The organism is Ruegeria faecimaris (genome assembly GCF_900182615.1).
GTDB lineage: Bacteria > Pseudomonadota > Alphaproteobacteria > Rhodobacterales > Rhodobacteraceae > Ruegeria > Ruegeria faecimaris.
On the sequence record NZ_FXTE01000001.1, the window covers coordinates 914,525 to 939,145 of the forward strand.

Sequence of the window (24,621 nt, forward strand, 5' to 3'; positions counted from 1 at the left end):
CGGGTCCGTTCAATAAACGAAGAGGTCAGGCTGTGGCCAGCATCCCTTTTTCGCGGGCAAGCTCTCGCATCTTCTTCTGAAGTTTCTCAAATGCGCGGACTTCAATCTGGCGAATGCGTTCGCGACTGACATTGTACTGCGTACTCAGCTCTTCCAGTGTGACGGCCTGATCCATCAGGCGGCGTTGGGTCAGGATGTCTTTTTCCCGGTCATTCAAAACTTCAAGAGCAGCCGCCAACAGCTCGCGGCGGGCGTCGAGCTCATCGCGGGCCTCATAGTCGCCCGCCTGATCGGCATCCTCGTCCTCAAGCCAGTCCTGCCATTGCATGGTGCCTTCGCCCTCGGACCCGACGGTCGCATTCAGAGAGGCGTCGCCACCGGACATCCGGCGGTTCATGCTGATCACTTCTGCTTCGGTCACACCAAGGTCATTTGCGATCCGGGCCACGTTTTCCGGACGCAGGTCGCCCTCTTCCAGCGCACCGATGCGTGCCTTAGCTTTGCGCAAGTTGAAAAACAGCTTTTTCTGCGCCGAGGTTGTACCCAGTTTGACCAAAGACCATGACCGCAGAATGTATTCCTGAATCGAGGCGCGAATCCACCACATGGCATAGGTCGCCAGCCGGAACCCTTTTTCCGGATCAAACCGTTTCACGGCCTGCATAAGACCGACATTGGCCTCGGAGATCACTTCGGCCTGTGGCAGCCCATAACCGCGATAACCCATAGCGATCTTGGCCGCCAACCGTAGGTGGGAGGTCACCATTTTATGTGCAGCTTCAGTATCTTGCTTCTCAACCCAGCTTTTGGCCAGCATGTATTCTTCTTCTGGCTCCAGCAGGGGAAACTTCCGAATTTCCTGCATATAGCGGTTCAGCCCGCCTTCCGGCGTCGGCGCGGGGAGATTTGCGTAATTGGCCATGTTTCTTGTCCCTCCGACAAATGTTTAAGTCGTTAACATGGATATGGGAGGTCGTCCCGATCCGTTCAAGAGGTACCGTTAACAGTTTGAAATTAACGTTTGATAAAGGAAACCTAAGAAAACGTTATTCACGTAACTTTGCTTATTATGTCAGCGGTGTGCGCAGCTGTTCAATCAGATTTTCCATATCATCCGGCAACACAGCCTCGAAGCGAAGGTTTTCACCCGATATCGGGTGCTCAAAACCCAAAACCGCAGCATGAAGCGCCTGACGAGGAAAGTCTCGTACGGCCTCTGCGGCAGCCGCGCTAAAGGCTTTGGCTGCGAGTTTCCGCTTGCCCCCATAAACCGGATCACCGACCAGACCATGACCGGCATGGGTCATGTGAACCCGAATCTGATGTGTGCGGCCCGTTTCCAGCCAGCATTCGATCAGAGCCAGCCCCTGCGGCGCCCCAAACGTTTCGACCAGGCGGGCGCGCGTGACAGCGTGGCGACCACCGTGAAACAGCACAGCCTGTCGTTGCCGGTCTGTCTTGTGACGGGCCAGCTGAGTGGTGATCCGCATGATGTTTCCGGGCTCAAAGCTGACACCTTTGACGCCGCGCAAACGGGGATCATTGGCATCCGGGACACCGTAACAGATGGCGCGATAATAGCGTTCGACACTATGCGCCTCGAACTGCGCGGCAAGCCCGTGATGGGCCGCGTCGGATTTGGCCACCACCAGCAACCCGCTGGTTTCCTTGTCGATACGATGCACGATGCCGGGGCGCTTTACGCCGCCTACGCCAGACAGGTCATCACCGCAGTGATGCAGCAACGCATTGACCAATGTCCCGTTCGGAGAGCCGGGCGCAGGATGCACGACCATACCCGCAGGTTTATTGACCACGATCAGGTCGGTATCCTCGAACACGACCTCCAGCGGGATGTCTTCCGGGCCGATATGGCTGTCTTCGGCCTCGGCCACAGTGATCGCCACCACTGCGCCTTCGGCCACCTTGGCCTTGGGGTCGCGGGCGGCGGTTCCGTTGATCATCACGGCCCCCTCTTCGATCAGCTTCCCCAATCGGGTCCGCGACAGGCTTTCCTCGGCTGGCACATCGCGGGAAAGCGCCTTATCAAGGCGGGGCGGCGGATCGGCCGCGATTTGAAACTCAATCTGGCGAGTGCCCATGACTGTCCCTTCCGAACCCCAAGAACCGCAGGAAACGCCGCAGCTTCGCCTGCTGCGGAGAATGGTCATGCTGCTGACCGCGGTGATGATTGGCGGGGTTCTAGTGACATTCGCACTGATTGTCATCCGGCTATCGGACCGGACCCCTACCCTGCCTGATCAGGTTGAGTTGCCCGATGGCGCAAAAGCGCAGGCGGTCACCATTGGAAACAACTGGTTTGCGGTTGTGACTGATGACAATCGCATCCTGATCTTTGACAAAACCACTGGCCGGCAGCGCCAGGAAATTACCGTCGAATAAGGTCAACCCTCTAGCGCCATGCGAAACACGATCTCGGATGCCTGGCGCAGCGCCTGATATTCCGCGGCTGTGTCCCGGCGAAACGACTGATCATGCATGCTCAACCTGACAGGGGCAAAAAGCTGCGTCCGGTCGGGAAAGAACTCTTGATGAAAACTCACATCTTCATTTGCCATAAACGCGTCCAGCCAGGCGCGTTCATCCGGTTCAAGCACATCATTCTTACGCATCATCACGGGATCATCGACAGCCCGACGTCGCAACTGGCGACTTTTCTTGCGTCCCATAGCCCTAGTGACCACACCAAACGCCTCACACGCGGCTCTTGAATGCGAAGGATTGGACGATGTTTCGGTCTTGCTGTCCAAGGGCAGTTGGACGCCGATGCGATCCAGAAAATCATCGATAATGTTGCCATTAGCCATTTCAGAGCGCTCATACAGCATAGGCACCAACGAGACGCCCGGAAAAGCTGACCTTATCCGAGCCGCAGCACTGGCAAAGCTGAAACGCTCAGGATGCGCACGTATCTCGTCCAGCTGGGTACGAATATATTCAGAGCCGCCCCCGGCAAGCCTGCCGTTCTTTGCCCTTTGTTTATAGTCGGCTTCGAAAAAGTCAGAATATCTACGGCAGTAGAAAGCAATCCTCATCTCACGCGCGGGGATCTCAGCGAAAATCTCGGCCAGTTTGTGCAGATCGACTGAGTACAACATCTCAGACGATACCAAGCATGCCTTATCCTCATGCTCAGCATATTCCCTTGCCATCGCTTCGCGCAGGGCGGTGACCGGCTGATCGGTTTGGTTCATGTGGAAGGCAATCAGGTTATGACTGCTGGCCAGACGCCCCTGCCCCTCGGTTCGCCTGCGGCCCGTTTCCATATAGTGTAATCCGGCCCCAGCCATCACTTGACCGTTTTTGCGAACAAACCCCTGTAACGCAGTCGACCCAGTCTTGGGCATTCCTATGTGTAGCCAAAGCATGAAACGTTCCTATTCGCCAAGCGACCTCAGGTCTCGGCCTTGGCTGAGAACCCGGCGGTCATCTGACGCATGAGGTCTTGCATCTCGGGTTGTTCGCGCAACTGGGCAACCTGCTGGCGATGCAGATCGCAGGTCATATGGTGCAGGCGTGCCGTCTCAGCGTCTGACAGCATTTCGTAGTACAAAGCCCGTTTCCGATCGAGGATTGTGTCGATCGAGGTCTCAGTTTCGGCGTTTTGGTTCATCATGTTCCAATATTCCATCCCAAGGCTTTCCCCCAGATGATGGGCCCGACCACGCATTTTCTTGACCAGATAACTTTCACAGGATTTCAGAGCATAGTGATTGATCTGAACATGCTCGTACCCGACGGAGTCCCGCGCCGATCGCCAACTGGCAGTAAAATACCTTTCGGGCATCGGTTGACCGGATCCGTTGTACCAATGGCATTCTTCCATCGTTTCAACGGTCGGCCTTTTCGGTCGATGGACACCGAGCGCATCCCATACGCCGCGTTGGAACATAGTCTTAAAGCCCCAAGCTTGCGGCGGTCGAAAAATACGCTCAGGTGCAGCCTGGCGAAACTGATCCGACAGAAAACGGTCCTCGTACCGAACAATGCCGGCGTTTCCGAATAGACGCCAAGTCATTGAAATCGTTTTTGCATCCGGCATGGCACCTGTCAGCGCACGCAATGTATGGTCGCCGGTTCTGACGTTAATATGTTCATCCGCGTCGATAACGATCACCCAATCCTGTGGACGGGCCACATCCATTTTCAGAAAGGCGTTATAGGCGCGTTTTTGCGGGCTGGTCTGACGTCTCGAGTTGTTGTCGACATGTGTGACAATGCCAAGGTCATGCAATCGCTGCAGCAAGGCATCTGTACCATCGGTACAGTCATTGGTCATGACCACAATCTGGTCCACACCAATGGCACGATTATGGGCGATCCATTCAAGAACGAATGGTCCTTCGTTCTTCATAGGGGTAACGCTGATATATCGAGGATCCTGTTCGGCCATACCTGACTGCCCTGCTTGTTTTCATTGCCCCGATGGTATCGGAGATTTGTTTAAGATTTTGACCGCAAACTACCGGTATTCAAGCTGGTCACCAAGAGAAATCCGTCTATTTTCCACCTGCACGTTTCAGCTGATTGGAATATCGTTTAAGGGTTGGGCACAGCGCGTGGGCCTTGGAAAGATGAACGCGCGCATTCTGCTTTTCACCTCGTTGCAGATATATCCTGCCGGCCTCGCCTTGGATCGCCGCTGTATTGTCATCCAGTTCCCCAGCCTGAATAATTTGGTTTTGCCCCTGTTCTTCAGCCCCGTTCCTTTCAAGGTACTGCCCCATCGCAAAGACCAGAAATGGGTTTCCCGGATCACAGGCCAACGCATCTGCCATGGCCAGCCTTCCGTTTACAAAATCTCCATCTTTCTCATACAGTTCGGCCAGTCGCTTTAAGTATAACGGGTTATCCGGAAGGCGCTTGGCCACTTTCCGCGCTATATCCAAAGACTGCGCCAAAGATGTATCTCCCAAATGCAAACGCAGCAAAGATTGCACCCCTTCAAAGCGCGGGTCTTCGCGGGAAATGCAAACGTCCTCGGGCAACTGAGTTGAGCTTTCTAGCCCGTCAGCCAAAGTCTGCAAACGGGATCGGTTGGAGGTTAGACGGCGCGCCCTTTGATCTACGGACAGACTAGCCCAATCCAATAGGATCAGGTCGAAATTACAGGGCGGACGACCCAGTACCTTCCTCTGCGCAACGTGCGCATTGTAGTTGAACCAAGGCCTCCGAATAGCCTTCTGCATCACCCAATCCATTGGCGGCATTGCGCGCTGCGCAATCTGTTCACGATACAAAAGCCGAGAGCCAAATATGATGACATCCGGGCGCATTGGTTTTGTCCAAAACGCCCTGCTGAACACCTGCGCAGCCTTCCAGCGTTTCTTCTGCCCTCCAAATATCGCGGCTTGAAGTGCAGTTACCACAGCAAAATCTTCGGGCCAGATATGCGGGTTTTCGAAGGCTGCTTCAGTCATCTCTAACGCTTCGGCCCAACGATTCAGATAAAAGTAATTCAACGCCTGAAGAAGTGGAAGGAATGCATTATCCGAACCTGCATCCATCAACGGCTGCACCAGTTCCAATGCCTCTTCGGCCCGATCTCCCGCGCCCAAACCATGAAGATAAAACGAAGCCTTGGCATAGATATGAGCGGCTTCTGAGAGATTCAGAAATTCTTCTGGACCGCGGTGCAGGCGTGCGATCACTTGTTCGTTGGCGCGTTTGACTTCATCTTCGTTCAAAACATCGCGAAAAACTTTTCCCTGCTGCCCTGAAATTCGCGCCGCTGCCATGGAAAAGGCGGAAACGTACGGCGCTATCAACTGATCCGCGCGCGACATGGTATAGAGCTCCAGAAAGTCTCGTTGTGCGCGGGTCAGACTGGAAAGATCCGCGATATCTGACATTTGCATAAGGTGCGGAAACTGCACTTGGAATCGGGCCACAAGCTCGGGCTGATCTGAAAACATGATCGCGGCACACCCTGCGTTCTTTCCAAGATGCGCCGCATACAGTTCTTCCGGTTCGATCTTTGCCGGCCAGGTCGTATGCTTCCACGGCAGGCCATTCAGGATGTCGCCACGGCGAATGTGATAGGCCGACACCCCCTTGCCACTTAGTTTGGCATCTGCCTTTTCCATGATCGTCCGGATTTCATCCGTGAACCCGATCTTATGGATGAACTCTCGGTACCGGGGACGGATCTGCTCGATATCTTCCCATTGAAAGGCCAGAACCTCAAAGCCTTCCTCGACGACAACAGAGCGGCCGGAATTCAGATGGGATATCAGCCGATCCGGTGTCGCATCGCCCTGAAACGACCATATCGGCAGGGAGTTCTCGCCTAGAGCATCAAAGGATTCGGTGCTCAGGAAATGCTCATCCATCCACTCTTGTGAGAACAATTCTTGCGGCTGGTCCAGCTCTGGCGCATCCGCACCTTTGGGAAACCAGTTGACCCGATAGCTGGTGTCAAAATCCTCGGCCAACCGGATGCAGGTCAGCATCATCAGCAACCGAGCACCCATCCGGTCTTTGCGCTGGCCGATAAAGACCCCCTTTTCGGGCTTCATGAGGCTGCTTCGGCCAAGGCTGCGCGCCGCAGCCGTCGGAACCTCTGCCTTGCTTGCGCAACAAGCTGTGGGTGACGTTCGCCACCAATCGCCTCGATCCCGCGCATATACAAAGGCAGTCGCCGCCGTGCCCGCATCATCCGGTAATAGGCCTGGGGTTCCAGTGTGCCGTCCATCGCCTCGAGCATAACCGGCTTCAGTATATCCAATTTGCGCAGCATCGGGGCCGCGAAATGGTTTGAAAACCATGTCTTAAGCAGCAAAACGTTATCGCCCTTCAATCGCGACACCTGCTGACGATCGAGATCAAAAAAGGGATCATAGAAAACGTAGGCTTTCCCCACATTCTCAACGGTTTGCGCGGCATCGCTAAAGGGAAGATCCCAGTCTTGCACCTGCCCGAACCGATACCGGGTCTCCCACGGGACCAGCCGTTCATCCAGCGTTGTCTGCGGATTAAAAGCGACGACATTGGCGCCGGGAACAAGGGCCGAGAATGTCAGCGCTCCAAATCCGCCCATCGAAGCGCCCGCAAACACAACCTGATCAAACTGTGCAAAAAAACCCTGATCCGCTTGGGCCTGAAAATACGAGATGATCTCGGGATCGCGGTACCAGGCTTTGGTCCGCGCAAATATCCCCATATGGGACCAGCCTTCGTCACGGAAGAACTTCCAGCCCCAGGGTTCGCGGGAAAAAGACAGGTCGTTGGCATTGGCAATGTTGTCAAAGCTGACCACAAGCCGGGACGCAGACCTTTGGTGAAACAAAACCGAGTGTCTGTTCAGCTTTTGCAGAAACCCGGTCCCGTCCCCACCTGGATACAGCTCGACAAACCAAGGGGGCGCAGGGTCTGTCAGAATCCGTTCATACCCCGTCTTACGATCGGGGTGATCAGGCTTGAGCTGCTCTTTTGAAAGGTCTTCTGCCATGGTGATCAGACCAGATTTTCCGCAAGCCAGAGGCGGAAATCCACCCAGTCAGGCCGCAACTTGATCTCTGATATCTTGGCGCGATGCCAGTCACATGCCTGCGCGTGCAGGCGGCCGAGTTCTTCATCGGCTTTCAGTTCGGCCAGCAATGGGGCCGCGCGATGCGCCGCTGGCAGTATCGAGTGATCTGTTTCTTTGTTGGCATTCATGTCCTGCCAATAGGCTTGCCCTTGGTCTACGCGGATATGATTGGTCCGGCCCCGATCCCTTTTGACCAGAAACCCATCCAAAGACCGGACGGAATAGTGATGAATCCGCCCCAGAGAATGATCAAATTTCCTCCATGCGCGCCACCCGACCTTCTCGGACGGAAACAGCCTGCCACCGGCATCGGACCAAGCGATTTCGCTTTCTTTCCCTTCTTCGACCCCTTTCGGGCGATGCGGGCCGAACCGCGTAAATTTTCCGTTGTTACGAAACAGGGTTTTCAGACCATAGGCCCGGCCGGAATGATACGGGAATTCCTGATCCCCCATCGAAAAGGACTCGGTCACAGGTTTGTCTTCAAAGCTGATATTCCCCGAACTACCAAACAATTTCCACGCGAATGAGATCGCATCCACCGGCTTTCCGGCCCGCTGTTCGGTTTCTGCGATCAGCGCCGCAAAGCTGTTGTCCCCGCAGCGGATGTTCCAGAATTCATCAACATCCAGACACATCAGCCAGTCGGCCTCTTTCACTTTGGGCTGACGCCGCGCGCGCCGTAGCATCTGATGCTGCGGGTTTCCCCCTTCTTTGACCTCGTTCGGGACATGTGTGGCAAGACCCAATTCCTGCAGCCTGCGGGCAATGGCATCCGTGCCGTCTTCACAGCTATTGGTGAAGATCACAAAGTGATCGACTCCCAGTGTTTTGTGGAATGCGACCCATTCCAGCATATAGGGGCCTTCGTTCTTCATCGTCGTGAATACGGTGAGCGCCTGAGACATGTATTTCCTGCCATAACTTCTTTGCCCAAGTCATACACAACCCGGCAAGCACGAGCGAGATGGGATTTGGGTGCAAAAGAAATACTGCGCGAAACTGGTGCAAAGCTACACCCACTGGATAGGGATCATACTATTTCGAATGAATATCCAAGCGGTTGAAGCGGCTAACCTTAATCACGCCAAAATGCGCCCACTCTTTCTTTGGTTGCAGCAGGACGCATTTGGCTGGTTCAAGGTTAGTCGGTTCTGAATCGTCGTGAATCAGGTCAGAATCTCAGCGACAGACATGACATTCCGCCATCCAGTTTGGCGCATTCCACATTGTCGATTTCGACCACATCATAGCCGTTCTGGCGCAACATCTCGGTGGTACGCGGGAAGCCGGCCGGAGCCAGGACAAATTGGTTGAACCGGATCGAGTTTGCAGCGGCTTCTTCGCCTTCTGCCACATGCAGAACCCGATATCCTTCGAAGCACCCGGATGCGTCCAGCCGTTTCGTGGACAGGATGGTTTCCCCATCCAGCAACGAACAATCCGTTTTGAAGTGCAACACGCCCGGTGGTGTAAAAACCTCGCGTACGGTGTGGCCCCAGTCGGAAACAATTTCGGTCAGCTCTGTGACACCGGCCGCATCGGTCCGATCTGACCGGCCAACCAGAATTTCGCGACCCGTTACCAGAATGTCCCCGCCTTCAATATGGCCGGGCCCAGCGATCTGCCGAACCTCGTCATAAACGCCGCGGATTGTCGGCTCCATCTCGGCCACCTCACCCATGCGGCTGGGTGCACCGGGGCGCATCATCACCGCACCCTGAGGAAGACACAGTGTGGTATCTTCGACAAAGACGGCATCCGGATACGACTCAAGGGGAGCCAGTTCGATAACCTCTGCTCCGGTTTTCTTGAGGGTTTCGACATAGTGCGCATGAGATGCAAGCATTCGGCCTAGGTCCGGCGTACCGATATCTTCTGCACGCAGACCATCGGTGATGGACGCTGCTGGGCGACGGGTGATCGCGCGCGAGAATTCATAGGTCGGGTCAGTCATTTTCGGTCTCACTTTTCATCAAGAGTGTGATTGGTTGGGCGCGCGGATTTCAACAAGCCGCGGGCCATCTTGGGATTGTGCTGACGACAAAGCTTGGGCCACATCCAACGGGTCGGGGCCAGTGCGCCAGAACGGCATGCCGCACGACCGGGCGACGCTTTCAAAATCCGGTGGGGTCGGATCGCATCCCAGCACAGTCACACCGACCGCCTGCATTGATGTGGCGATTTCCTGATAACCGTGGTTGTTCCAGATCACGAAGGTGATCGTCAGTTTTTCATCAACGGCGCACATCAGCTCAGGAAGGCTGAACTGCGCCCCGCCGTCGCCTGCGATACAAATGACCGGAGCGTCAGGGTCCGCCAATGCAGCGCCGATCGCGGCGGGTATGCCATATCCAAGCGCTCCGAACCCGGTCGCGGCGTTGAACCACCCGCCGGGCCGATCATGATCGTAGTACAGGTTTCCTGCATAGATCGGATAAGCAGAATCGCCCACCATGATCGCGTTAGGGACTGCATCGCGCATGGCGTTCAGCACAGCCAGTAACGCCTGCATTTCCGGCCCGATTTCTTCGACCGCGTTCCGCCGCGAAGTAGCTGCGCGCGCGGCACCGTTTGCCGACTTAGGCGATGCGGCAAACCGATCCACAAGCTCGGCCGCTGCCATCGCCGCATCACCAACAATGGCAATGTCCGCCGCGTGGCGCTTCAGCTGATCGGGGCATAGGTCCACACGGATCAGGTATGGCATTTCAGCCATCGTGCCGGTGGCGTACATATCGTAGTCCGTCTGGCCCAGCTCAGTCCCCAAAGCCAGAACCACGTCGGCCTGTTCGATCAAAGCACGCACTGAATTCAGGCTCGGGCTTGCTGGTACACTCAACGGGTGATCGTACATCAACCCGCGCGCATTCACGGTTTGAACAACCGGCGCATCCAGCGCTTCGGCCAGCTGCCGGATCGACCTGCCGGCGCTGCGCCCACCTCCGCCGACCAGAATGACCGGCGCTTTTGCCGACCCCAGTAGCTTGGCAGCACGGTCAAGAAGCGCCGGATCAAGAGACTTATCGACGGGACCTTTCGCAGCATCGGTCGGACCAGCAAACTCGTCCCCCGCAACGTCTAGCGGGATTTCGATATGTGTTGGCCCTGGGCGACCGGATTGAAACAGGGCGAAGGCGCGGTCCAACGCGGCTGCTAGTTCAACTGACTTTTCAACTCGGTCCGATGACAGAGCGACTGTTCGCGCCATCGCTCGTTGATCCGGTAACTCATGCAAGTGACCAAGCCCTTTGCCAAGACTGGACAACGTGTTGACCCCCGACACCACCAGCATCGGAACGCTGTCTGCCCGAGCCTGCCCCATCGCCGTGAGTGTATTGGTCAGACCGGGGCCGGTAATCACAAAGGCCACGCCGGGCTTGCCGGATACCCTGGCATAACCATCAGCCATGAACCCTGCCCCCTGCTCGTGTCGTGGGGTGACATGGCGAATGCCCGATGCGGCCAGCCCGCGGTACAATTCGACCGTATGCACGCCGGGGATGCCAAACACGGTATCCACATCGCGCCTGACCAGTTGATCAACCAGCGCCTCACCAATGCTTGTCATGCGTTTTCCAGTTGCAGTTGGGTCGCGTGGGCAACGATCCGGTCACAGGCTTCGGTAAAGATCGCGTCGTCCACCGTCAGCGCGATACGGACCCAGTTATCAACCGTGTCACCGAAAGACGGCCCCGGCATCACCGCGACTTTGCCATGTTCGAGCAGATGAAAGGCGTACTCGTTTCCATTCATCCCGGTGGCCGAGACATCAATCATCGCAAACATACCTGCCTGTGGAAGATGCACACGCAGATGTGTCTCGTTCGGCAGCCTGTCGTTCAGCATCCGGGCGCGGCGGGCGTACCGTTGCGCCATGCCTTCGGCCACGGTTGAACCGTTGCGAATGGCCGTCTCGGTCATGTCGGCGATGAAGGGCTGATTTCCAAACAGCATGGTTTCCGACAGCGACAAAAGGCGCGCGGTAAATTCCTCGGGACCAATGCACCAACCGCTGCGGAATCCGGGGGCGGCATGGGATTTTGATATCGAAGAGACGACGATTACCCGATCCGCCAACTCGGACAGCGACAGGGGTGAGGAAAACACAGATCCGTCAAAGATCAGTTCTTCATAAACCTCATCAGAAATGATCCATAGATCATGCTCGATGGCCAGCTTGCCGATTGCGTCGATGTCTTCGCCTGTCAGGATCGACCCGGTAGGATTATGCGGTGTGGTCAACAAAAGCGCAGTGGTCTTCGCGGTAATCCTGTCCGCGATATCATCCGCAGAAATACGAAAACCGTTTTCCGGCCGCAATGGTACCGGCACAATATCCGCACCGCTTGCGCGTACCACACCTTGATAGGTTGCATACATCGGATCGCCCACCAGCACCTCACAACCCGCCTCGGCCACGCCCATCAGGACGGTAAAAAGCGAGGTCTGGGTGCCTGGAAAACACAGCACTTGATTATCCGTGATCGTGCGCCCGGATCTGGCCGAATAACGATCGGCCAGTGCAGAGCGCAGTCCAGCCTCACCACGCCCATTGGAGTAGGTGGTTCGCCCGGCGCGCAAAGCGTCCACAGCGCTTTCCACCAGTTCGGTGGGCGTTGGCACATCCGGCTCGCCAATGGTCAATTCGATGATATCCTGCCCCTGCTCGACAAGTTCTTTGGCCTTGAGATAAACTTCCCATTTGGCGCCACCCAGGCCGGCAAGGCGTTCGGTAATCGCTGTTTTCTTCATGTCTGCCTCTGCTCAAGATCCGTCAATTCAACACCGATAATTGCCCCAACCGAAGCCAGCCCAATCTTGGGCAGCTCATCCGGCTCAAAGGCGTATGGCAGGGCGCCGCCTTCCATCCACAAGCCGTCGACCACGGCGTTGCATGCGATAGCCAACCTGCGCAGTTCCGCCGGGCTGGCTGGTATGCCTACCTCGTTCAGCGCATCTGCAATGAGTGATTCCAAGCGGTCACGAAAATCCCGATATGTTTGTTCGTGGATCGCTTGCATTTTGTCGTCCGCCAGAACTTTGTTCAAAAAGCCCGCCCATAGGGACACTGACCCCGGATCGACCACCGGATGGGTCAACCCGGTCGTTACAAACGTCGCCAGCCGCAATCTAGCTGTGCTATAATCTCCGTCTGCAGGGGCCGACGTCATATCCGTCAGTCGCCGCATATGAAAGTCATAAGCTGCTGTAATTAAATCTTCTTTCGAAGAAAAATAGTGCCGGATCAGACCCTGAGTTACACTGGCCCGCTCGGCAATCGCCCGAACGGTCGCACCTTGCAAACCTTGCTCGGCGATCAAAGACAGCGTGGCCTGGATCAACGCCTCTTTGCGCTGCTCCGCGGGTTCTCGCTTGAATTTTGTTGCGTGATCCGACATCTATCTTTCCAGAAATTATAATTATACAGTTGCATAATTGTAGGGATTTGCTAAAGCTGCAAGTAAAAAAACGGTTGAGAGGGATGAAACTGCAAAATGAACGCTGACCCAGAAACCACGCCGGATGAAGCCATTCGGGTCACTGACTTGCACAAGTCTTTTGGCTCGCTCGAAGTTCTCAAAGGCGTTTCACTTACTGCCCATCAGGGTGATGTCGTCGCCATCATCGGAGGCAGTGGTTCGGGGAAATCCACGTTCCTTCGCTGTATCAATTTCCTTGAAACGCCCAGTTCCGGAGAAATCGTCGTAAACGGCGAGCCGATTGAGATGCGCCCGGATGGCACGCCTAAGGACCGGCGTCAGCTGGAACGCATCCGCACCCGACTGGCAATGGTGTTTCAGGCCTTCAACCTTTGGACCCACCGCACGTTGCTGGAAAATGTCATCGAGGTGCCCGTTCACGTGCTGAAAGTGCCGCGGGACGAGGCGATCAAACGCGCGCACCAGCTGCTTGAGCGCGTTGGGCTTGGCGACAAGGCGGATACATTCCCTTCCTTTCTGTCAGGCGGTCAGCAACAGCGCGCTGCGATTGCGCGTGCTCTTGCCGTTGATCCCAGCGTAATGTTGTTTGACGAGCCAACCAGCGCGTTAGATCCAGAACTTGTTGGTGAAGTACTGACCGTAATTCGCGATCTGGCGGCCGAGGGCCGAACCATGTTGCTGGTCACGCATGAGATGAAGTTTGCGCGCGAGGTTGCGACCCATGTTGTGTATCTTTTCGAAGGAAAGATCGAGGAACAGGGGCCACCCGACGAACTTTTCGACAATCCAAAATCCGCAAGGCTGCAACAATTCCTAAAATCAGTCGGCTGAACAAACAAAATATCAAACAGGGAGAATATCAATGAAAAACAAAAAGCTAATCGTGGCCGCTTTGGCTGCTGCTGTGCTTTCGGCTGGAACGGCTGGCGCAGATGAAGTCAAGATCGGGATCGCAGCCGAGCCTTATCCGCCGTTCGCATCGCTGGATGCCTCTGGCAAATGGGTCGGTTGGGAGATCGAGGTTATTGATGCGGTCTGTGCCGCCGCCGAGCTTGAGTGTGTGATCACTCCGGTTGCGTGGGACGGTATCATCCCCTCGCTGACCGGTCAGCAGATTGATGCCCTGATGGCGTCGATGTCGATCACCGAAGAGCGCATGAAAACGATCGACTTCAGCGACCCTTACTACAACACTCCGGCCGTTATCGTCGCCGACAAGTCGATGGACATTGAACCGACACCAGAATCTCTGGCCGGTAAGATCATCGGTATTCAGGCGTCCACGATCCATCAGGCCTATGCCAACGAGCATTTCAAGGATGCGGCAGAAATCCGGGTGTATCAGACTCAGGACGAGGCAAATCAGGATCTGTTTGCCGGCCGTATCGACGCGACCCAAGCCGACAGCATCGCCATGGCGGATTTCGTCTCATCTGACACCGGTGCCTGCTGTGAAATCAAAGGCGCGGTCGAAAATGACGTCTCGATCCTAGGTCGCGGCGTCGGCGCGGGTGTCCGCAAGGGCGATGACGCGCTGCGTGAAAAGCTGAATGCGGGTATCGCGGCAATTCTTGCCGACGGCACGCATGACGAAATCACCTCGCGCTATTTCACAGCCAGCATCTATAGCGAGTAAGGTTCGCCGTGGAAGCTATCCTCGAAAGCCTGGGTTTGGCCCAAAGCATGGAGTTGCTTGCCCTTAGTCCTCCGGGATGGGGCGGCAACCTTCTGCGTGGCCTCGCTAACTCGTTGCAGATCGCTTTTGGAGCGTTCGGGTTCGGGTTGATCATCGGGCTTTTCGGGGCCTATGGAAAACTATATGGCGGGCCGGTCACACGTGACCTGCTCGGCATATATACGACTGTAATGCGCGCCGTGCCTGAACTGGTGCTGATCCTGATCCTGTATTACGTCGGGACCGACCTGATCAATCAGGCCGCGCAGGCAATGGGGTATGACCGCGTCGAAATCAGCGGCGTCGTTGCCGGCATCTGGGTTTTGGGCATCGTTCAGGGCGCCTATGCGACCGAGGTCCTCAGGGGGGCGATTCAAGCGGTTCCTACTGGTCAGATCGAAGCCGCCCGTGCCTATGGCATGCCCTCTCTTTTGCTCATGCGGCGGGTGACAATTCCCGCGATGATGTCTTTTGCCACACCTGGCCTGGCCAACCTGTGGCTGATTGCTACAAAAGATACGGCCCTTCTGGCCATTGTCGGATTTAGCGAATTGACGCTGGAAACCCGTCAGGCTGCCGCCAGTACGCGCGCCTATTTCACCTTCTTCCTTGCTGCAGGTGCCTTGTACTTGATCGTCACGCTTTGTTCCGGTGTCGTGTTCGCGCGTATCGAGAAATGGGCCCGTCGTGGGCAGCCTTCGTTGAAGGGAGGAAGCCGATAATGGACTGGCGAGCACTCATGCAGCCGCATCGGATCGTGCTGATGGCGCTATTTGCCGCCTTCGTTATCTGGTGCGCCGTCTCACTGCGCTGGGATTGGATTCCAACCTATGCGCCCCTGGCACTTGAAGGTCTGTGGAGAACCATCTGGCTGTTGGCCGTCACCTGTGTGCTTGGGTTCTTGCTGGCTGTTCCGCTGGGCCTCGCTCAGGCGATTGGGCCCTGGTATCTGTCGGCACCGGCGCGGGTGTTCTGCACGATCATTCGTGGCACGCCCATCCTTTTGCAGATCTGGCTGCTATACTATGGGCTTGGATCGCTTTTCCCTCAGATTCCATGGATACGCGGCAGCGAGCTGTGGCCCTATCTGCGACAGGCTTGGCCCTATGCGGTTCTGGCCCTGACCTTGTCGTACGCAGGCTACGAGGGCGAAATCATGCGCGGTGCCTTTGCCAGCGTTAAGAAGGGTCAACTCGAAGCGGCGCAATCCTTTGGCATGCCTCGGTTTACCATGTTCCGCAGGATCTGGCTACCTCAGGCCATTCGCAGCGTGCTGCCGACACTAGGCGGTGAGACGATCCTACAGCTGAAAGCAACCCCGCTGGTGGCGACGATAACAGTGGTTGAGATCTACGCTGTGTCGTCAAGAATTCGGGCGGACACCTTCGTGGTCTATGAACCGCTGCTGCTGTTGGCACTGATCTATCTGATCATTGCAGGCATCATCACACTGATCTTCCGCCGCATCGAGCTGCAGGTCCCTGCCCGGTAACGCGACGCCAGGCACCTAAGAAACCTGACACATGGTCAGACTCCCGGCTGCCAGCCCCCCCTATACCTTGCTTAACAGCAGGCGGCTGGCGACCGGTTTTACAGGTCGGCTGAACGCACCGAGGGCGTCGCGAATACAAGCTATAAGAAGATTGAAAGCCAATCACTTGGTGCGGTCGAGAAGACTCGAACTTCCACGGGTGTTACCCCACAGCGACCTCAACGCTGCGCGTCTACCAATTCCGCCACGACCGCACTGTTAGTGACTTGGTAGTGGGGCGTATAGACCTTGATGATCAAGATGTGAAGAGGCAAAAATCACGTTGGTTTGAATTCCCATTCGGCGCTCTTATCTTTAACAGGTTGTCGTCCAAATGACCCCGTCAGGAGCCCCGCCATGACCTCGCCCGACCCTCGCCCCATCGTTCAGATCGACATAGTCTCGGATGTGGTTTGCCCCTGGTGCATTGTTGGATTCCGGCAGTTGGATCTGGCGCTCAAACAGCAAAATATTCTGGCAAAGCTGCGCTGGCATCCGTTCGAATTGAACCCAAACATGGCGTCCGAGGGTCAGAACCTGCGTGAGCACATTGCCGAGAAATACGGCTCCTCGACGGAACAAAGCCAAGCGATGCGGGATCGATTGACGCAAATCGGGGCTGACTTGGGCTTTACCTTCGCCTTTGATGAAGAAAGTCGCATCGTAAACACATTTGCTGCACATCAGCTTCTTGACTGGGCCGAGGCTCAGGGTCGCCAGCATCCACTGAAACTGGCTTTGTTCGAGGCCTATTTCACCAATCAAAAAGACGTCTCGAATATCGATATCCTACTTGAGGCCGCCGAAACCGCCGGTCTGGATCGGAACGCAGCGCGCGCGGCGCTGGAATCGGGCGCTCATGTCGGCCCGGTCCGAGAGAAGCAGCAATACTGGACCAGCCGTGGCATTTCCGGCGTGCCCTCAATGGTGTTTGGCGGAAAGTATCTGCTGACCGGAGCGCAGGGGGCGGACACCTATGCGCAGGTCCTGCAGCGCTGTTTGACCGAAGCGGCCTAGGCCCTTTCCATCCATGCAACCAGCCGCTAAGGAGCCGGCATGGAATGGAAGATTACTGACGGATTGACCGACTATGATGAGGCCATCGCCTTTATGGAGGCGCGCGTGGCCGATATCGCGGCGGGTGAGGCGGATGAGTGTATCTGGCTACTTGAGCACCCTGCCCTGTACACAGCGGGCACTTCAGCCAAGGTCGAAGACCTGAAAGACCCGGACAGATTTCCAGTCTATACGTCAAAACGCGGTGGTGAATACACCTATCATGGTCCGGGGCAGCGCATTGCTTATGTCATGCTGGACCTGAACAAACGCGGCAGGGATGTGCGCAAGTTTGTAAAGCAGCTTGAGAATTGGGTGATCGCAGCTTTGGCCGAGTTCAACGTGACCGGGCAAATCCGCGACGGCCGTGTTGGTGTCTGGGTGCAACGGGATGACAAGCCGCTGACGCCAGCAGGCGAAAAAGCCGAGGACAAAGTCGCGGCGATCGGCCTGCGATTGCGTAAATGGGTCAGCTTTCACGGCATCTCGATCAATGTCGAACCGGATTTGAGCCATTTCTCTGGGATCGTACCCTGCGGCATCTCGAACCATGGCGTGACTTCTCTGGTCGATCTGGGTCTTCCGGTCGCGATGGATGATGTGGACAACGCGCTTAGAAAAACCTTCGCTGAGGTTTTTGGACCCTCGGGGGCGGATTAACTCGGATCACGAATCGAAAAACAGCCCGGCACCGACTACAATCCTGCCGTCAGATCCGCTCTGTTTCAAAATTTGGAAACAATTCCCGATCGGTCCGTCTGGTTTCCGACGGAATCTAGTTAAATTTCACAAATATGAATACTTGGGTCCCATTAACGCCTAGTATGGATTTACCGTTCTAGAGTGAGTGGTGTGTTAAGCCGGTGATCGCAGGTATCCCCTGGGAAAACAGGTAAGTGTTTTGGTTACGAGTCTGCCGTTCCGACCCCAAATCGGAACGGCAATTTCTTTTTTAGTGCTCATGTTTGTCATGTCCAAACCGGGCCAGATGGCCACAAACCTCTTCCCCACTTTCAATTTCAAGCGTTGCATGGCCGATCCCGAACTGATCCTGCAGCGCATTCTTGATGGTTGTGGAAAGCCACCTGGCATCTTCGTCTGCGTGGCTGGTCGCAACCACATGTGCAGTCAGGGCAGGTTCATGCTCCTGCATACTCCACAGATGAACGTGATGGACCGAAACAACGCCCTCGGTGGCCTCGATCATCGAAGCGACCTCTTCTGGGTCAAGGTCGGATGGTGCACCCAACATCAAGACGTGAATGGTTTCGCCAATTTCAGATTTCACATGCCAAAGGATGTAGACCGAGATCAGAATGGTTACGGCGGGATCCACCCATGTCCAGTTGAACACGATGACCATGGTCCCGGCGACGATCACTGCCAACGAGCCCAATGCATCTGCCACATTGTGCAGAAAGGCCGCCCTGATATTCATACTGTCCTTTGCCATCGAATAGGTCAGTGCAGCCGTGATCAGATCGACGATCAGGGCCAGCGCTGCGATCCAGACGACGATCCAGCCATTCACCGGTTCGGGCTCTATAAACCGCATGACACCTTCGTACATCAGATAAACGGCAAGAACGACAAGAGTGGTGTAGTTAACAAGAGCGGCCACAACCTCTGCCCGACCATAACCAAAGCTCATCCGTGGATCTGCCGGGCGTCGCGCAATCTTACGAGCGAAAAACGCGATGATCAGCGCGATGGCATCTGAAAAATTATGCAAGGCATCTGCGATCAAGGCCAGTGAGCCAGACAAAATGCCCCCCACTATTTGTGCAAGCGTCAATACCATATTGACGCCGATCGCTCCGACCACCCTCCGGTCACCGGCATTCGGATCAATGTGAGAGTGGGTGTGGTTATGTGACATGGCAGATCAGATCCTTGTTTTGAACTGCCATCTTATGTAATTCCTCTAGTCACTAGAGGTTCAAGAGGCAAAAAGCACAAAATGTACTCAATCGGAGATTTGTCGCGGCAAACCGGGGTCAAGGTGCCCACGATCCGTTTCTATGAGGAAAAAGGCTTGTTGGCCAAACCGTATCGGACGGCGGGCAATCAGCGCAGATATGACGAGACTGCTCTGAAACGCCTCCAATTTATCCGGCACTCGCGTGATCTGGGCCTGCCTTTGCCGGATGTCGAGGCGTTGCTTTCTTTGGAAGGGGCGCAGGGGGCGGATCTGGACCATGTTCATGAAATCGCGGATCGTCAGCTGACTGAACTGCGCAACCGGATAACATTGCTGCGCAGCCTTGAGGCCGAACTGGAACGCATCACAGCCGCCTGTGACGGCACCCACGACCATGTATGTGAAGTGCTGAACGCGTTTGGCGACCATAGCATATGCCTTGGATCGCACTGATCCTGTAGCGGGTGATCAGGCCAGCGCGTCTTTGATTTTACCGGCGTTTTTAGCGATCAGGTCAAAATCACCCATATTGCCCGGTGGTCGCATCGAAACGCCTTCGTGCCGCGGCAGAACGTGAAAATGCAGATGAAACACTTCTTGCCCACCTGCAGCCTCGTTGAACTGCTGGATGGTGACGCCATCCGCATCAAAGGCCGCTTTCACCGCCTGCGCCATCTTCTGAACCGTTGAGATCACAGAAGCAAGCTGTTCTGGGCTGGCATCCAGCACGTTGCGACAAGGCGTTTTCGGGATCACCAGCAGATGCCCGTCCGTGCGCGGCATGATGTCCATGAAGGCCAGTGTGTCGTCGTCTTCATAGACCCGGTTTGCAGGGATTTCACCACGCAGGATCTTGGCGAAAATGTTATCGGGATCATAGGCAGACATACTCGGCCTCCGTTTGGACGTTTTTCATGAGGTGTTTGTGCGGTGCCGCATCTTGGCGGTCAAGACGCAATGCACATGTGATCAGAGCGACAAAGGTGTTTCCAGAAAATCGCGGTATACCCTGTCCCGATGCAACAGCAAACCTGCCGAAAGAGTATCCCGTACAGGATCGGATATATGCTCGAAAACCCTTCGGGTACTCAGCCGCATAGCACACAACTCTTCCGGCAACGGTGCGAACAAAGCCATGAAGGCAGCGCAATAGATATCTGCTGCAGTGAGCGTGTTGCCAAACAGAAAATCACCACTTTCTGCGAGCTTGCTACTGACGCGTTTCAATATTCCATCAGCGCGACCGGCAGCCATTTCACCTGCTTCTGTATCATAGCCGTATTTCTTGCCAAGATAGTCGGCAATCTTGGGATGGAACCCACCTTCTTGGCCTCGCATACCAGCATGGATTTGCTGAAGCCGCCTTTGCCAGCCCAATCCATTGGGGGCCGCCAGTAAGTCAATGAAGGCGAGAATGTCGGGCGCCATTGATGCTGGCAACAAATCTGGTTCAGGCGCGATTCGTTGTGCCAAGGCGACAATATCGGCCGTTTCGGAAAGCGGTACTTCATCTTTCCAGAACACAACCGGTGCGCTGTCCGTTTGCGCCCAGATGGTCTGCGCCCGGTCCTGATGGTCCAGATAAACTGGCAGCCAAGGCAGACGCTTTACGTGAAAAATACCCTTTGCGGCTTCGCTCCAAGGGCTTGGCACACCTCCGACAACGATCATGCGTAGCCCGGTGGCCGCCTGAGCCTTTTCGGTTGTCACGTAGTTCAGAACCATCCGGTCTCCTCCATTTGCCGAAAGTTGTGCTCTTTTTCGAAGCCCTGCAACCGGCACCCGCGACAATTAATCTTGATCCAGATCAAACTCGACCATTGAAGGTCGCCCCCACGCAATCTAAAACCAGCAGGAATCCCGCGCGTTGGAGAGGTCCGACAGCGCGGTGTAGTTGCAACAGGAGGCACCTAATGGCAGACGCAGCCATTCATGGTCACGACCATGAAGACCAGCGCGGGTTCTTTACCCGCTGGTTCATGTCGACCAACCACAAGGACATCGGGATTCTGTACCTGATCGTCTCGGCCCTGGCCGGTCTAATCTCGGTTCTGATGACTGTTATCATGCGGATCGAATTGATGGAGCCCGGGGTACAGCACATGTGCATGGAAGGGTTCCGCTTGTTCGGCAGCGGTGCCGAGCTCTGCACTCCGAACGGGCATCTGTGGAACGTGATGATCACCTACCACGGTGTTCTGATGATGTTCTTCGTGGTCATCCCTGCCCTATTCGGCGGATTTGGCAACTATTTCATGCCGTTGCAGATTGGCGCGCCGGACATGGCGTTCCCGCGGATGAACAACTTGTCCTTCTGGCTCTATGTCGCCGGTACTTCGCTGGGCGTGGCCTCGCTGCTGAGCCCCGGTGGTAACGACCAGCTTGGTTCGGGCGTCGGCTGGGTTCTGTACCCGCCGCTGTCGACGAGCGAGGGCGGAATGTCCATGGACCTCGCGATCTTTGCCGTGCACGTATCGGGCGCCTCCTCGATCCTCGGCGCGATCAACATGATTACCACCTTCCTGAACATGCGTGCCCCGGGCATGACCCTGTTCAAGGTGCCGCTGTTCAGTTGGTCGATCTTCATCACCTCGTGGCTGATTCTTCTGTCGCTGCCGGTTTTGGCAGGTGCGATCACCATGTTGCTAATGGACCGCAACTTTGGTTTCACCTTCTTTGATCCGGCCGGTGGTGGTGATCCAATCCTGTATCAGCACATCCTGTGGTTCTTTGGCCACCCAGAAGTGTACATCGTGATCCTACCTGGATTTGGCCTTATCAGCCACATCATCGCGACCTTCTCGCGCAAGCCAGTCTTCGGTTACCTGCCGATGGTTTGGGCACTTATTGCGATCGGTGTACTGGGCTTTGTCGTGTGGGCACACCACATGTACACAGTTGGCATGTCGGTCCAGCAGCAAGCCTACTTCATGCTGGCAACGATGGTCATCGCGGTTCCTACCGGCGTTAAGGTCTTCTCGTGGATCGCAACCATGTGGGGCGGCTCGATCGAGTTCAAGACACCGATGCTGTTTGCTTTCGGTTTCCTGTTCCTGTTCACCGTTGGTGGTGTGACCGGTGTGGTTCTGTCGCAGGCCGGTATCGACCGCGCCTATCACGACACATATTATGTGGTTGCACACTTCCACTATGTGATGTCGCTGGGCGCAGTGTTTGCGATCTTTGCTGGGATCTATTTCTACTTCTCCAAGATGACAGGCCGTCAGTATTCAGAGTTCTGGGGCAAGGTTCACTTCTGGCTGTTCTTCATCGGCGCCAACCTGACCTTCTTCCCCCAGCACTTCCTGGGCCGTCAGGGCATGCCACGTCGCTACATCGATTATCCCGAAGCGTTCGCGCAGTGGAACTATGTCTCGTCGATTGGCGCCTTTGTATCCTTCGCCTCGTTCCTGCTGTTCTTTGGTATCGTGTTCTACGCCTTGTTCCGTGGCGCACGTGAGACCCGGAACAACCCGTGGAACGAATACGCGGATACGCTGGAATGGACCCTGCCCTCGCCGCCGCCCGAACACACGTTCGAGCAGCTGCCCAAGCAAGAAGACTGGGACAAGGGCCACGCGCACTGATCCCTCTGAACCAACAGAAAACCCCGCCAACTTGGCGGGGTTTTTCATTTCTAAGTGGCGTGCCACCGGAAATTCGCCAGATCGGTCAAAATAGGGTACTCTGGTAAAGGCAAAACAATCGGCAACCCCGAGGGTTCATATGCCCGATCTTGATTTCTGGTACTCTATCGGAAGCACTTACAGCTTTCTGACGATCATGCGCCTGGACGATTGGTGTTCTGAACACGATGCGTCCGTCACATGGCGGCCGTTCAATGTACGCACAGTGATGTCGCAGCAGAAGAACATCCCCTTTGCAGGGAAACCCGTCAAATCCGCCTATATGTGGCGCGACATTGAGCGTCGGGCGGCCAAGTACCATATGCACGCCCAGCTTCCTGCGCCCTACCCCATTTCTGACCTTGCCTTGGCAAATCAAGTAGCGCTGTTGGGAATGGAAGAAGGCTGGGGCAAGAACTTTACGCAAATTCTATATCGGATCTGGTTCGAAGAAGGTGTAGAGGCCGGCAGCGAAACCGCCCTGTCCGAAGCGCTACATCGCAGTCAGCAGGATCCCCGACTGATCCTGTCCCGCGCGCGCAGCCCCGACATTGTCGCCGCACTTGAGGCGGAAACACTACGCGCAATCAAGCTGGGCATTTTTGGCGCCCCAAGCCTGGTTGTGGGGAACGAAGTCTTTTGGGGGGATGATCGGCTGGACGATGCCCTATCGTGGGCCCGCGTCGGGCACGTCATCTGAATTTTCAGCGTCGACTCGGACGCGCTTTGGGCTATCTTCCGGCCATGCCCTACAGATGGAATCAAACCACCACATCAGAACTTGAGCTGCGCTTGTGGCCGCATAACTCGCTGCCGCGTCATTGGGCAGTTCGGGTTGTGTTTAGTGTCTTTTTGTTCGGGTTGATCCCGCTTTTGGCCGTGCTCGGCTCGGCCTTGCTTTGGGGGTTGCTGCCCTTCCTGCTGCTAACAGTTATTGGCCTTTGGCTGGCTCTCCGGTCAAACTATCGGGCCCGTAGCATATTCGAAGTCCTGACGCTGACCGGAACACAGGCGCATCTGATACATCATGACCCGCGACGGGGGCAGCAGGAATGGGCCTGTAATCGCTATTGGGCCCGCCCCGAGATCCATCAGAGCGGCGGCCCGGTTCCGAACTACGTCACCCTCAAGGGTGAAGGTCGCGAAGTAGAAATCGGCGCATTCCTGTCCGAGGAAGAGCGGATTGCGCTTTACGATGACCTCAAAGAAAAACTGCGCGAACCAGTCGCGCAGTAAGCTCTCAGCATGTCACGGCAGTCAGCCGCTGGCAGCCGCACAAAGCTGATCTTTGACCATGGGCCCAACTTTCCCAAAATCCATCTGGCCAGTATAGCGTGTCTTGAGCTCGCCCATGACCTTGCCCATATCCCGGATCGACCCGGCACCAGTGGCCGTAATCGCTGATTGGATGGCTTTCGTCACCTCATCGTCGTCCAGTTGCTCGGGCAGGAATTCTTCTATGACTTCTATCTCGCGCAGTTCACGCTCCGCCAGATCGAGGCGTCCACCCTCTTCGTAAGCACGCGCACTTTCCTTACGCTGCTTGGACATTTTCCCTAGAATTTCAAGAACTTCGGCATCACCGCAACCCTTGGCTTCCTCGTTGACCGCAGCACGAGACGCGATATCCCGGTCCTTGATTGCTGCATTGATCAGACGTAGGGTCGACAGACGCTCGGCGTTCTTGTCTTTCATTGCTTGCTTCAGGGCGGAATTCACCCGTGATCGCATATCCATTTAGTTTGTCCATCCCCATGACAAAAGGAACCCCGACCATATCGAAACAAAAAGCGTGATACAACCGGGGGCCTCAACA

The 24,621-nt window shown here is 55.8% G+C and carries 26 protein-coding genes and 1 tRNA gene; 11 read left to right on the top strand and 16 right to left on the bottom strand.

Annotated features, from left to right (window positions below):
* Positions 1-25 precede the first annotated feature (25 nt).
* Both rpoH and FN806_RS04495 read right to left on the bottom strand, forming a co-directional pair.
* Positions 26-922, bottom strand: coding sequence for an RNA polymerase sigma factor RpoH (rpoH, locus tag FN806_RS04490; protein WP_142634432.1), 897 nt, complete (start codon positions 920-922; stop codon positions 26-28).
* A gap of 145 nt (positions 923-1,067) precedes the next feature.
* Positions 1,068-2,102, bottom strand: coding sequence for an RluA family pseudouridine synthase (locus tag FN806_RS04495; RefSeq protein WP_142634434.1), 1,035 nt, complete (start codon positions 2,100-2,102; stop codon positions 1,068-1,070).
* Between FN806_RS04495 and FN806_RS04500 the strand changes: the two genes are divergently transcribed.
* Positions 2,101-2,403, top strand: coding sequence for a DUF6476 family protein (locus FN806_RS04500; protein ID WP_142634436.1), 303 nt, complete (start codon positions 2,101-2,103; stop codon positions 2,401-2,403). The two genes, FN806_RS04495 and FN806_RS04500, sit on opposite strands and share 2 nt — an antisense overlap.
* Before the next feature lie 2 nt (positions 2,404-2,405).
* Here the strand turns inward: FN806_RS04500 and FN806_RS04505 are convergent, their stop codons facing one another.
* The 9 genes from FN806_RS04505 to FN806_RS04545 all read right to left on the bottom strand — a co-directional run bounded on the left by FN806_RS04505 (position 2,406) and on the right by FN806_RS04545 (position 12,954).
* Positions 2,406-3,389: a hypothetical protein gene (locus FN806_RS04505; RefSeq protein ID WP_221929473.1), complete on the bottom strand. Its 984-nt coding sequence runs from the start codon at positions 3,387-3,389 to the stop codon at positions 2,406-2,408.
* A gap of 26 nt (positions 3,390-3,415) precedes the next feature.
* Complete coding sequence (locus FN806_RS04510) at positions 3,416-4,414, bottom strand: glycosyltransferase family 2 protein (RefSeq protein ID WP_142634440.1); 999 nt, start codon at positions 4,412-4,414, stop codon at positions 3,416-3,418.
* Positions 4,415-4,520: 106 nt separating this feature from the next.
* Positions 4,521-6,539, bottom strand: coding sequence for a hypothetical protein (locus tag FN806_RS04515; RefSeq protein ID WP_142634442.1), 2,019 nt, complete (start codon positions 6,537-6,539; stop codon positions 4,521-4,523).
* Positions 6,536-7,471, bottom strand: a complete 936-nt coding sequence (locus FN806_RS04520; RefSeq protein ID WP_142634444.1) for a hypothetical protein — start codon at positions 7,469-7,471, stop codon at positions 6,536-6,538. The genes FN806_RS04515 and FN806_RS04520 overlap by 4 nt, the downstream gene beginning before the upstream one ends.
* A 5-nt stretch (positions 7,472-7,476) precedes the next feature.
* Positions 7,477-8,460: a glycosyltransferase family 2 protein gene (locus FN806_RS04525; protein WP_142634447.1), complete on the bottom strand. Its 984-nt coding sequence runs from the start codon at positions 8,458-8,460 to the stop codon at positions 7,477-7,479.
* A 266-nt stretch (positions 8,461-8,726) separates the two neighbouring features.
* Complete coding sequence (locus FN806_RS04530; RefSeq protein WP_142634449.1) at positions 8,727-9,509, bottom strand: dimethylarginine dimethylaminohydrolase family protein; 783 nt, start codon at positions 9,507-9,509, stop codon at positions 8,727-8,729.
* An 18-nt stretch (positions 9,510-9,527) separates the two neighbouring features.
* Positions 9,528-11,123, bottom strand: a complete 1,596-nt coding sequence (locus tag FN806_RS04535) for a 5-guanidino-2-oxopentanoate decarboxylase (RefSeq protein ID WP_142634451.1) — start codon at positions 11,121-11,123, stop codon at positions 9,528-9,530.
* Positions 11,120-12,307: a pyridoxal phosphate-dependent aminotransferase gene (locus tag FN806_RS04540; protein WP_142634454.1), complete on the bottom strand. Its 1,188-nt coding sequence runs from the start codon at positions 12,305-12,307 to the stop codon at positions 11,120-11,122. The genes FN806_RS04535 and FN806_RS04540 overlap by 4 nt, the downstream gene beginning before the upstream one ends.
* Positions 12,304-12,954 carry a TetR/AcrR family transcriptional regulator gene (locus tag FN806_RS04545; protein WP_142634456.1) on the bottom strand — a complete coding sequence of 217 codons (651 nt, stop codon included), beginning with the start codon at positions 12,952-12,954 and terminating at the stop codon, positions 12,304-12,306. Before FN806_RS04545 ends, FN806_RS04540 begins: the two co-directional genes overlap by 4 nt.
* 96 nt (positions 12,955-13,050) lie before the next feature.
* Between FN806_RS04545 and FN806_RS04550 the strand changes: the two genes are divergently transcribed.
* Genes FN806_RS04550 through FN806_RS04565 form a run of 4 tightly spaced genes read left to right on the top strand, consistent with a single transcriptional unit; the run spans position 13,051 to position 16,163 of the window.
* Entirely contained in the window at positions 13,051-13,827 is a 777-nt protein-coding gene (locus FN806_RS04550; RefSeq protein WP_142634458.1) for an ABC transporter ATP-binding protein, read from the top strand.
* Positions 13,828-13,858: 31 nt separating this feature from the next.
* Positions 13,859-14,632, top strand: coding sequence for a transporter substrate-binding domain-containing protein (locus FN806_RS04555; RefSeq protein ID WP_142634460.1), 774 nt, complete (start codon positions 13,859-13,861; stop codon positions 14,630-14,632).
* Between the two features lie 47 nt (positions 14,633-14,679).
* Positions 14,680-15,393, top strand: coding sequence for an ABC transporter permease (locus tag FN806_RS04560; protein WP_425471964.1), 714 nt, complete (start codon positions 14,680-14,682; stop codon positions 15,391-15,393).
* Positions 15,393-16,163, top strand: a complete 771-nt coding sequence (locus tag FN806_RS04565) for an ABC transporter permease (RefSeq protein WP_425471946.1) — start codon at positions 15,393-15,395, stop codon at positions 16,161-16,163. The genes FN806_RS04560 and FN806_RS04565 overlap by 1 nt, the downstream gene beginning before the upstream one ends.
* Positions 16,164-16,330: 167 nt before the next feature.
* Here FN806_RS04565 and FN806_RS04570 read toward each other — a convergent pair.
* A tRNA-Leu gene (locus FN806_RS04570) sits at positions 16,331-16,417 on the bottom strand.
* Between the two features lie 142 nt (positions 16,418-16,559).
* Here FN806_RS04570 and FN806_RS04575 point away from each other — a divergent pair.
* Both FN806_RS04575 and lipB read left to right on the top strand, forming a co-directional pair.
* On the top strand, positions 16,560-17,219 hold the full coding sequence (locus FN806_RS04575) for a DsbA family oxidoreductase (protein WP_142634464.1): 660 nt from the start codon (positions 16,560-16,562) through the stop codon (positions 17,217-17,219).
* Between the two features lie 39 nt (positions 17,220-17,258).
* On the top strand, positions 17,259-17,918 hold the full coding sequence (gene lipB / locus FN806_RS04580) for a lipoyl(octanoyl) transferase LipB (protein ID WP_142634466.1): 660 nt from the start codon (positions 17,259-17,261) through the stop codon (positions 17,916-17,918).
* Between the two features lie 292 nt (positions 17,919-18,210).
* Here lipB and FN806_RS04585 read toward each other — a convergent pair whose 3' ends face one another.
* On the bottom strand, positions 18,211-19,137 hold the full coding sequence (locus FN806_RS04585; RefSeq protein ID WP_142634468.1) for a cation diffusion facilitator family transporter: 927 nt from the start codon (positions 19,135-19,137) through the stop codon (positions 18,211-18,213).
* 81 nt (positions 19,138-19,218) lie between these two features.
* On the opposite strand from FN806_RS04585, the gene FN806_RS04590 reads away from it, so the two are divergent.
* A complete protein-coding gene (locus tag FN806_RS04590; RefSeq protein WP_142634470.1) occupies positions 19,219-19,632 on the top strand; it encodes a MerR family transcriptional regulator in 414 nt (137 codons plus the stop codon).
* Positions 19,633-19,647: 15 nt separating this feature from the next.
* Here FN806_RS04590 and FN806_RS04595 read toward each other — a convergent pair whose 3' ends face one another.
* Together FN806_RS04595 and FN806_RS04600 are read right to left on the bottom strand one after the other, a co-directional pair.
* Positions 19,648-20,067, bottom strand: coding sequence for an HIT family protein (locus FN806_RS04595; RefSeq protein ID WP_142634472.1), 420 nt, complete (start codon positions 20,065-20,067; stop codon positions 19,648-19,650).
* 81 nt (positions 20,068-20,148) lie between these two features.
* Entirely contained in the window at positions 20,149-20,904 is a 756-nt protein-coding gene (locus FN806_RS04600; RefSeq protein WP_142634474.1) for a glutathione S-transferase family protein, read from the bottom strand.
* A gap of 188 nt (positions 20,905-21,092) precedes the next feature.
* Here FN806_RS04600 and ctaD point away from each other — a divergent pair, with 188 nt between their 5' ends.
* The 3 genes from ctaD to FN806_RS04615 all read left to right on the top strand — a co-directional run bounded on the left by ctaD (position 21,093) and on the right by FN806_RS04615 (position 24,041).
* On the top strand, positions 21,093-22,766 hold the full coding sequence (gene ctaD, locus FN806_RS04605; protein ID WP_142634476.1) for a cytochrome c oxidase subunit I: 1,674 nt from the start codon (positions 21,093-21,095) through the stop codon (positions 22,764-22,766).
* 139 nt (positions 22,767-22,905) lie between these two features.
* Complete coding sequence (locus FN806_RS04610) at positions 22,906-23,505, top strand: 2-hydroxychromene-2-carboxylate isomerase (RefSeq protein WP_142634478.1); 600 nt, start codon at positions 22,906-22,908, stop codon at positions 23,503-23,505.
* 44 nt (positions 23,506-23,549) lie between these two features.
* Complete coding sequence (locus FN806_RS04615) at positions 23,550-24,041, top strand: DUF2244 domain-containing protein (RefSeq protein WP_142634480.1); 492 nt, start codon at positions 23,550-23,552, stop codon at positions 24,039-24,041.
* Between the two features lie 21 nt (positions 24,042-24,062).
* Here FN806_RS04615 and FN806_RS04620 read toward each other — a convergent pair whose 3' ends face one another.
* Positions 24,063-24,542: a GatB/YqeY domain-containing protein gene (locus FN806_RS04620; protein WP_142634482.1), complete on the bottom strand. Its 480-nt coding sequence runs from the start codon at positions 24,540-24,542 to the stop codon at positions 24,063-24,065.
* Positions 24,543-24,621 lie beyond the last annotated feature (79 nt).